1 protein-coding gene and 1 pseudogene are annotated in these 723 nt (G+C 74.6%); one reads left to right on the top strand and one right to left on the bottom strand.

What is annotated here, in order from left to right; all coding sequences use genetic code 11:
* Positions 1-198 (top strand): annotated as a pseudogene (locus tag ACN6LD_RS41790) (glucose-6-phosphate isomerase); the annotation flags it as partial.
* Between the two features lie 100 nt (positions 199-298).
* Here ACN6LD_RS41790 and pgl read toward each other — a convergent pair.
* On the bottom strand, positions 299-723 hold a 425-nt coding region (gene pgl / locus ACN6LD_RS41785), incomplete at its 5' end, for a 6-phosphogluconolactonase (protein WP_445045895.1).

Below are 723 nucleotides of genomic sequence, written 5' to 3'. Positions count from 1 at the left end.
GCCCTCTACGAGCACAAGGTGTTCGTACAGGGCGCGATCTGGAACATCGACTCCTTCGACCAGTGGGGCGTGGAGCTCGGCAAGGTCCTCGCCAAGCGCGTCGAGCCCGCCCTCACCGAAGGCGCCGACGTCCCCGGCCTGGACGCGTCCACCCGGGCTCTCGTCGCCGAGTACCGGGAGCTGCGCGGCCGACGGTGAGGCGGCCAGGACCGGAGCGTCTCTTCTGACGGTGCGCTGAACGAGTCGAAGCCGGGTCCCTGCAGGGGACCCGGCGTCGACCGCTGTTGCGGAGAAGGCGTTACGACGAAGCCGGCGGGTACAGCGACCTCGGCAGCTGCGAGGCCGCCGCCGAGTCCAGCAGCCACAGGGTGCGGGCGCGTCCCCGGGCTCCCGCGGCCGGGGCCTGGATCTCGCCCGCTCCGGACAGGGCGATCGCCGCGGCCTGGGCCTTGTCCTCGCCGGCCGCGAGCAGCCACACCTCACGGGCCGCGCGGATCGCCGGGAGCGTGAGGGTGACCCGGGTCGGCGGGGGCTTGGGCGCACCGCGCACGCCCACCACCGTGCGCTCGGTCTCCCGCACGGCCGGCAGCTCCGGGAAGAGCGAGGCCACATGGGTGTCCGGGCCGACGCCCAGCATCAGCACGTCGAAGGACGGCACCGCGCCGTGGTTCTCGGGACCGGCCGCGCGGGCCAGCTCCTCGGCGTAGGCGGCCGCGGCCGAGA

The sequence above is a fragment of the Streptomyces sp. SAS_272 genome (assembly GCF_052543235.1).
The sequence above is the reverse complement of the archived record's forward strand: the minus strand, read 5'-3'. Positions and strand labels throughout refer to the sequence as shown.